This window comes from Klebsiella sp. MS 92-3 (assembly GCF_000195655.1).
Classification (GTDB): domain Bacteria; phylum Pseudomonadota; class Gammaproteobacteria; order Enterobacterales; family Enterobacteriaceae; genus Klebsiella; species Klebsiella pneumoniae.
On record NZ_GL882816.1, the window covers coordinates 1 to 7,771 of the forward strand.

A 7,771-nucleotide genomic window follows, 5' to 3' on the forward strand; every position below is an offset into this window, starting at 1 on the left:
CCGGGAACGTCTCAGCGATGTTGAGGCCGCCAGCACCGGCAGTTTCAGCAGCCCCTGCGCCAGCGGTGATTTGGGGTTGTAGGCCGGGGAAGGCGCAGCCGCCACCCGGCATAAAAGCAGCTCCGTGCCTGATGCCATCGCCCGGCGGCGCCGTTGCTTGCCGGGCCAACAGACAGTCGGAGCCGGACGGGTAGGCCGGATAAGGCGAAGCCGCCATCCGGCGCAAATGTGCGCTAGCGTCCGCCCTGATACAGCGGCACCGCGGCGCCGCCGATATAACGACGGCGCAGCCAGGCGGAAAGGGTGTCCATGATCATTACCACCGCCACCAGCAGCAGGGTGATAAACATCACCACATCCCAGTTCCACAGACGCATATTCTCGGCATAGATAAGCCCGATACCGCCGGCGCCGACGAAGCCCAGCACCGCCGCGGAGCGGGTGTTGGATTCAATCTGATACAGGCTCAGCGCGAGGAAGGTCGGGAACGACTGGGTAAAAATGCCAAAGCGATGCTTTTGCAGGCCGTTCGCGCCCACGGCGGTCAGCCCGCGCCCGGGAGATCGGTCCACGGCTTCGTGTCCTTCCGCGTACAGCCTTCCCAACAGGCCGGTATCCTGCATGATGATCGCCAGCACCCCTGCCAGCGGCCCGAGGCCGACCGCACGCACGAAAATCAGCCCCCAGATAGCCATGTCGATCCCGCGCAGCACATCAAACAGGCGGCGCATCAGCAGGGCGAGGGTCCCCAGCACCACGCCGCGCATGATGTTGCGGGCGGCGAAGAAGGAGAGCAGCAGCGCCAGCACCGTGGCGGTCAGCGTCCCGGCGAAGACGATGGCCAGGGTGACGCCGATTTGCGTAAAGTAATAGCCGAACGGCCAGTTCCAGAAGTCGTGCCAGACGAACATCCGCGCCAGGTAGCGGCCAATCTGCTGCAGGCCGGTGGTCAGCTGCTCGCCGCTGATACCAAACTGCAGAAAAAACCAGACGTAATAGAGCAGGCAGGCTAGCGCCACCAGCCCGACGTAGCGCAGGTAGCGCCCCTGGACCTGATAGAGCTGCTTATGTTGCCGCCGGCTGGCGGCGAGATCCGGTTGCATGTGCCAGACGCTCATTTCTTACCCTCCAGTACCCACAGGCGCAGACGACCGGACAGCATGTCCAGCGCCGACACCACCAGAATGATCAGCAGCAGGGTGATGCTCACCTGATCGTAGCGGTCGAGCTTGATGTTGGTCATCAGCTCCTGGCCGATGCCGCCCGCACCCACCAGCCCGAGAATGGTCGACGAGCGGAAGTTGATTTCAAGCCGCATAAAGCCGTAGGAGAGAAACAGCGGTTTCACTTGCGGCCAGAGGGCGAAGCGAATTTTCTGCAGCGGGGACGCGCCGCAGGCCGCCAGGCCGCGTACCGGTTTGTTTTGCGCGCTTTCCACCGCCTCGTAGAACAGTTTGGTCAGGCTGCCGACGGTATGCAGCATCAGCGCCAGAAAGCCCGGGATCGCGCCGATGCCGAACGCCATCACAAAGATCACCGCCCACGCCAGCTCGGGCATGGTGCGCAAAAACGCCACCAGCACGCGAATGGCAAAGCGCACCGGCGCCGGGGACCAGGCGTTATTGGCGGCAAGAAACGCGAAAACCGTGGCGATGGCGACTGCCACCAGGGTCGAGGCCAGCGCCAGCTGCAGAGTTTCCCAGATCAGCGGCAGCTGGATCGGCAGGCGATAGCCCCACCAGGCCAGCGACCCTTTGGTCTGCACATCGGCGAACAGGTTACCAGCGCTCAGGGGCGGAATGGTCTCTGCCATATAGTCAAAGAAATGGGGCAGCGAGTGCCAGATAGTCAGCAGATTAAATTCCGCGGCGCTGCCGGCGGCAAAATAGAGCGCCAGCAGCAGCAGCGACCAGCAGACGGCATCGCGCTTTTGCCGCGAGCGTACCTGCTGGTAATAGCGTTCAAATTCGGTGTGGGTTGTCTTCATGCGTCGGGGATCTTCAACGTAGCGCCGCCGCTTACCCTGGGGCAAGCAGGCGGCGTTGAGGCAGGATTAACGCGCGCTCACCAGCTCGCGTTTCATATCAATAATCTGCTGGAAGTCAGCCACGCTGCCCGGGCCGATGTGCTGAGTACCGCCCATCGCTTTGATAAAGCAGGCGTGATCCTCGGTGTCCAACTTTTTCACTGCCGCCACGACCTTCGCCTTAAAGTCCGCCGGCAGCGCATTGCTCACCAGGATCGGGCCGTTCGGGATCAGCGGCGATTGCCAGATAATGCGGATCTGCTTCATCAGATCCGGATGATCCATGCGAATCAGGCGGTTGAACGCGCCGGTAGTGTAGCCGGTGTTGTAATCGCCAACCATCGAGGCCCACGTGACCGCGCCCGCGAACTGGCCATTCAGCACGCCGAGGATGTCCTGCTCATGGCCGCCGGAGAAGGTGACGCTGGAGAAGGTGTTGTTGTATTTGTTGTCGGCGTTACCGCCAAATTTTTCTTTAAACGCATGGTTAGGGATCAGATACCCGGAAGTGGAGTCCGGATCGGCGAAGCCGAAGGCTTTGCCTTTTAAATCGTCCAGCGTTTTGTAGGGAGAGTCGGCTTTGACGATCACCACCGAGTGATAGCCGCGAGACTGATCTTTGTCGTCCACGGCGATGCCGACGATATCCACCGCTTTCGGATTATTGAGATAAACCGAGGCGTAGGAGGAGGGGGACATGCTCAGCACCACGTCGACTTTGCCCCCCAGCAGGCCCTGGATCACCCCGGAATAGTCGGAAGAGTTGCGCAGTTTGGTATCCACGTTCAGCTCTTTATCGAGGAAGGCCTTCACGCACTGGTTATCGCCGATTTGCTGGGTGGCGTTCTGGCCGCCGAGAATGCCCAGATTGAGCTCTTTCGGCTGCGCCGCCGCTGCCTGCCATGCCATCATCATGCCCGCGACCATTGCGGATAAACGAACTGCGCCAGTCATATATTTTTTCATTATGTTGCCCGTGTGAGTGAAATTAATGCAATTGGCTAACTTCATCGCCGTACAGCCGCTGCAGCACATCCTGCGTCAGCCGGGAGGGGTGATCGTCAAAAATAAGCTGGCCGCTGGCGACGCCGATAACCCGGGTGCAGTAGGCCCTGACCAGCTCCACCGAATGCAGGTTTACCATCACGCTGATGCCCTGCTCGCTAATTTCGCGCAGCACATCCATGATGCGCTGAGTGTTTTTCGGATCCAGCGAGGCGACAGGCTCGTCGGCCAGCAGGATCCCGGGGTTTTGCATCAGCGCCCGGCAGATCGCCACCCGCTGCATCTGCCCGCCGGAGAGGTTCTCCGCCCGCTGCAGCGCGTGCGGCAGCATGTTCATCCACTCAAGCAGCGCAATGGCGCGCGCCCGGTCGGCTGCGGGAAAGATTTTAAACAGCGATTTCAGGGTTGAAGTCTGGCTGAGGCGGCCCAGCAGGACGTTGGTGAGCACGTCGAGGCGCGGCACCAGGCAGAAGTCCTGAAAAATCATTCCGCAGTGGCTACGCCAGGCATTGAGCGCGCGGCCTTTCAGCTGTGAGACATCGTGCGGGGTACCGACTTCCGGGTAGCTAAGAATTTCTCCGCCGCTGGCGCAGTGGGTGCCGTTGAGGACATGCAGGAGCGTTGATTTACCGGCGCCGGAGCGGCCAATGACCCCGACCATTTCCCCGGCGTGCAGATCAAAGCTGATGCCGTCCAGCACCTTGTGCTGGGCTTGATAAGCTTTACTCAGATTACGCACGCTTAAGACCTTCCGCTGCCGGCCGGCAGCGAGATCGGTGAACGGCTGGAAATCAGTTTCGGCCACCGCGGCAAGAGAGCTGTTCATAAGAGTGTCCAGGTTCGTCATTAACTGGCCACTATTAATAGGTCTTTATATGAAATTTCGATGACGGTATTGCGAACAAAGCGTGAACTGGCGTGAAAGAGCGACGGCCAGCGGCTCAACGCGTGCGGCATGCCGGCGGCTGGCGAAGCGCCGAAAAGCCGCTATGCTTTGGAGGGCGCGGAGATAGACCGGTTCGTAGGCGTAGGCAGCCTTCGGCAATCTTCGCTTAATCTTGATGAAGAAGACCGTTTAATCGAATAGATAATGCGTCTGCCTTTGTTTAGCATTCAACATCCCGCATGTATTAACATATACATAACTATTTTGTGCGACAGGTTAATCTATTCATGAGTCTTATGTGTTGGTGAATCATCCTGGTTTTTCTTTATTTGTAGATTTATATCCTTTCTTTTGTGCTAAATCCGGTTTATTTGATAAGCCATTCAAGAGTCCCATTAAGAATATTCCTAACATAATAGGGCGAAGATCCTGGGTAATATAAAGCGCAGATAAGAATTGACGGTTATATTACCAATAACCGTATGAAAATAAATGTCTTTTTCTGGCGCTCAAAAATTTGATATTTTCAGTTTTTGTAAATATTGACCTGGGCGCGAAATTCATTGCCTTTCCGCATGTTGACACTCCATAGGAAAAAACTTAAATTCAACGCCAAGCAGAAAATAATTATAGTTTAATCCCCCGCTTATCCAATATTGATAAGTAATGCGTGTCTTATTTAATGGCGATTTATTAAAGGAAACGAATACGCCAGTAAACTTTATAGGCCTGGCAAGCAGTGACGTTGTAAAAATGATTACTTCAAGGACTATGAGGTTAAAAACTATATGGAATATAAAAGCTGTTCCGATAAGTATATTTGGTCTGCCGATGACTCCTATTTCTATAAAGGACTGTCCGAACTGATTGTAGACATCGACGAATTAATTTATCTCTCACTGGAGAAAATCAGAAAAGATTTTGTGTTTATCAATCTCAATACGGCTTCATTAAACGAATTTATCAGGCGCGACAGCGAATGGCTATCCGCGGTAAAGGGGAAACAGGTCGTATTGATTGCGGCCAGGAAATCAGAGGCCTTAGCGAACTACTGGTATTACAATAGCGATATTCGCGGGGTGGTATATGTTGGTCTGAGTCGCGATATTCGAAAAGAACTGGCCTATGTAATTAATGGCAGGTTTCTCCGCAAAGATATTAAGAAAGATAAAATTACAGATCGGGAAATGAAAATTATCCGCATGACCGCCCAGGGCATGCAGCCGAAATCGATCGCCAGAATTGAAAATTGTAGCGTGAAGACAGTGTATACCCATCGGCGTAATGCTGAGGCCAAACTGTATTCCAAAATATATAAGTTAGTTCAGTAACACCCAGGCAATTCTGTTTTTTAAATGGTTCACCGGGACATCATGTCCTTAATTCAACTCAGGATGAAAAAGCGATGAAAAAAAAGGTTCTGGCAATAGCTCTGGTAACGGCGTTTACCGGTATGGGCGTGGCGCAGGCTGCTGACGTAACGGCTCAGGCTGTAGCGACCTGGTCTGCGACCGCTAAAAAAGATACCACCAGCAAGCTGGTTGTGACCCCGCTCGGCAGCCTGGCGTTCCAGTACGCCGAAGGCATTAAAGGCTTTAACTCGCAGAAAGGTCTGTTTGACGTGGCGATTGAGGGGGACACAACGGCGACCGCCTTTAAGCTGACCTCGCGTCTTATCACCAACACCTTAACCCAGCTGGATACCTCCGGCTCCACGCTGAGCGTGGGCGTGGATTATAACGGCGCCGCGGTGGAAAAAACTGGCGATACCGTGATGATCGATACCGCCAACAATATTATGGGCGGCAACCTCAGCGCGCTGGCTAATGGCTACAACGCCAGCGGCCGTACCACAGCGCAGGATGGTTTCACTTTCTCCATCATCAGCGGCACCACCAACGGCACCACCGCCGTGACCGATTACAGCACTCTGCCGGAAGGGATCTGGAGCGGCGACGTCAGCGTACAGTTCGACGCCACCTGGACCAGCTGATCCTTCTGATGCACCAGCAGGGGGATCTCCCCCTGCTTTTTTCACGGACGGAATTGTTATGAAAAAGCACCTTCTGGCCCTCGGGCTGCTGCTTGCCGGGGTGTCGCCGGCGCAGGCGCTGGATGTCGGCGATATTTCATCCTTTATGAACAGCGGCAGCAGCACGCTGAGCAAAACGATCAAGAACAGCACAGACAGCGGTCGACTGATCAATATCCATCTCGAACGGCTCTCTTCCCCGCTGGACGGCGGGCAGGTTATCCCGATGGACAAACCGGATGAGGTATTGCTCACTCCCGCCAGCCTGCTGCTACCCGCCCAGGCCAGCGATGTGATCCGCTTCTTCTACAAAGGCCCGGCGGATGACAAAGAGCGCTACTACCGCATTGTCTGGTTCGATCAGGCGCTCAGCGATGCCCAACGCGATAACGCCAACCGCAGCGCGGTGGCCACTGCTTCCGCCCGCATCGGCACCATCCTGGTGGTGGCGCCCCGGCAGGTGAACTATCGCTTTCAGTACGCCAACGGCTCTCTGACCAACACCGGGAATGCGACGCTGCGGATCCTCGCCTACGGCCCCTGCCTGAAGGCCGCCGATGGTAAGGAATGTAAAGAGAATTACTACCTGATGCCGGGTAAATCGCGCCGTTTTACGCGCGTGGACACGGCGGATAAAAAAGGACGGGTGGCGCTTTGGCAGGGTGAGCAGTTTGTTCCCGTGAAATAGACAGCTGTGCAGATGGATAACGACGATGCCTCAACGATGGATTACCCCAGGACTGAAAACGCGGCTTGCCTTCGGCATGATCTTTTTGTTCGTTCAGCCCGACGTCAGCGCTGCCGCCGCAGGCGCGCAGCAGATTGGCGGGGTGATTATTCCGCAGGCCTTCAGCCAGGCGCTGCAGGACGGCATGAGCGTCCCGCTCTATATTCATCTCGCCGGCAGCCAGAGCACCCGGGACGATCAGCGGATCGGCAGCGCCTTTATCTGGCTGGACGGCGGCCAGCTGCGCGTTCGGCAGATCCAGCTGGAGGAGAGCGAAGGTAACGCCAGCGTCAGCGAACAGACCCGCCAGCAGCTGATTGGCCTGGCCAACGCCCCGTTCAGCGAGGCGCTCACCATTCCCCTGACCGACAGCGCACAGCTGGATCTCAGCCTGCGCCAGCTGCTGTTGCAGCTGGTGGTCAAGCGCGAGGCGCTGGGCACCGTCCTGCGCTCGCGCAGCGAAGATATCGGTCAGTCCAGCGTGAACACCCTCAGCAGCAACCTGAGCTATAACCTCGGCGTCTATAACAACCAGATGCGTAACGGCGGGAGCAACACCTCCAGCTACCTGTCGCTGAACAACGTCACGGCGCTGCGGGAGCATCACGTGGTGCTCGACGGCTCGCTATACGGCATCGGCAGCGGTCAGCAGGACAGTGAATTATATAAGGCCATGTATGAGCGCGATTTCGCCGGCCACCGCTTTGCCGGCGGGATGCTTGACACCTGGAACCTGCAGTCCCTGGGACCGATGACCGCTATTTCGGCCGGTAAGATTTACGGCCTTTCCTGGGGGAACCAGGCCAGCTCCACCGTCTTCGACAACAGCCAGTCCGCCACGCCGGTGATCGCCTTTCTGCCGGCGGCGGGCGAGGTGCATCTCACCCGTGACGGTCGGTTGCTGAGCGTCCAGAACTTCGCTATGGGCAACCATGAAGTGGATACCCGCGGCCTGCCGTACGGTATTTACGACGTGGAAGTGGAGGTGATCGTCAATGGTCGGGTGGTCAGCAAACGCACCCAGCGGGTCAATAAGCTGTTCAGCCGGGGACGCGGCGCCGGCGCGCCGCCCGGGGGGGGGGGGGGGGGGGGGGG

8 protein-coding genes are annotated in these 7,771 nt (G+C 57.1%); 4 read left to right on the forward strand and 4 right to left on the reverse strand.

The annotated features are described in order from the left end of the window. Positions 1–233: 233 nt before the first annotated feature. The 4 genes from phnE (HMPREF9538_RS12185) to phnC form a co-directional block, all read right to left on the reverse strand. The gene (gene phnE, locus HMPREF9538_RS12185) at positions 234–1,118 is read right to left on the reverse strand and encodes a phosphonate ABC transporter, permease protein PhnE (protein WP_009485294.1); all 885 of its coding nucleotides are present in this window, start codon (positions 1,116–1,118) and stop codon (positions 234–236) included. Continuing rightward, complete coding sequence (phnE, locus tag HMPREF9538_RS12180; protein WP_002890001.1) at positions 1,115–1,987, reverse strand: phosphonate ABC transporter, permease protein PhnE; 873 nt, start codon at positions 1,985–1,987, stop codon at positions 1,115–1,117. Before phnE (HMPREF9538_RS12180) ends, phnE (HMPREF9538_RS12185) begins: the two co-directional genes overlap by 4 nt. A gap of 66 nt (positions 1,988–2,053) precedes the next feature. Further along, positions 2,054–2,992 carry a phosphonate ABC transporter substrate-binding protein gene (gene phnD / locus HMPREF9538_RS12175; RefSeq protein WP_002890002.1) on the reverse strand — a complete coding sequence of 313 codons (939 nt, stop codon included), beginning with the start codon at positions 2,990–2,992 and terminating at the stop codon, positions 2,054–2,056. Between the two features lie 22 nt (positions 2,993–3,014). Further along, on the reverse strand, positions 3,015–3,857 hold the full coding sequence (gene phnC, locus HMPREF9538_RS12170) for a phosphonate ABC transporter ATP-binding protein (RefSeq protein WP_020316512.1): 843 nt from the start codon (positions 3,855–3,857) through the stop codon (positions 3,015–3,017). 848 nt (positions 3,858–4,705) lie between these two features. Between phnC and ecpR the strand changes: the two genes are divergently transcribed. From ecpR to HMPREF9538_RS30085, 4 genes are all read left to right on the forward strand, one after another. Continuing rightward, positions 4,706–5,248, forward strand: a complete 543-nt coding sequence (gene ecpR, locus HMPREF9538_RS12165) for an ECP biosynthesis operon DNA-binding transcriptional regulator EcpR (RefSeq protein WP_004144585.1) — start codon at positions 4,706–4,708, stop codon at positions 5,246–5,248. Positions 5,249–5,322: 74 nt separating this feature from the next. After that, positions 5,323–5,910, forward strand: a complete 588-nt coding sequence (gene ecpA, locus HMPREF9538_RS12160; protein ID WP_002890053.1) for a common pilus major fimbrillin subunit EcpA — start codon at positions 5,323–5,325, stop codon at positions 5,908–5,910. Positions 5,911–5,968: 58 nt separating this feature from the next. After that, positions 5,969–6,637 (forward strand): fimbrial chaperone EcpB, encoded by a 669-nt coding sequence (locus HMPREF9538_RS12155; RefSeq protein ID WP_004144586.1) that lies wholly within the window; start codon positions 5,969–5,971, stop codon positions 6,635–6,637. 25 nt (positions 6,638–6,662) lie between these two features. After that, the coding region (locus HMPREF9538_RS30085; RefSeq protein WP_171805141.1) for a TcfC E-set like domain-containing protein at positions 6,663–7,771 on the forward strand (1,109 nt) is incomplete at its 3' end.

Bases quoted from the DNA above. Each gene is read 5' to 3' on its own strand.
- phnD (WP_002890002.1), bottom strand. From the start codon at position 2,992: ATGAAAAAATATATGACTGGCGCAGTTCGTTTATCCGCAATGGTCGCG.
- HMPREF9538_RS12155 (WP_004144586.1), top strand. From the start codon at position 5,969: ATGAAAAAGCACCTTCTGGCCCTCGGGCTGCTGCTTGCCGGGGTGTCG.
- ecpR (WP_004144585.1), top strand. From the start codon at position 4,706: ATGGAATATAAAAGCTGTTCCGATAAGTATATTTGGTCTGCCGATGAC.
- phnC (WP_020316512.1), bottom strand. From the start codon at position 3,857: ATGAACAGCTCTCTTGCCGCGGTGGCCGAAACTGATTTCCAGCCGTTC.
- phnE (WP_009485294.1), bottom strand. From the start codon at position 1,118: ATGAGCGTCTGGCACATGCAACCGGATCTCGCCGCCAGCCGGCGGCAA.
- ecpA (WP_002890053.1), top strand. From the start codon at position 5,323: ATGAAAAAAAAGGTTCTGGCAATAGCTCTGGTAACGGCGTTTACCGGT.
- phnE (WP_002890001.1), bottom strand. From the start codon at position 1,987: ATGAAGACAACCCACACCGAATTTGAACGCTATTACCAGCAGGTACGC.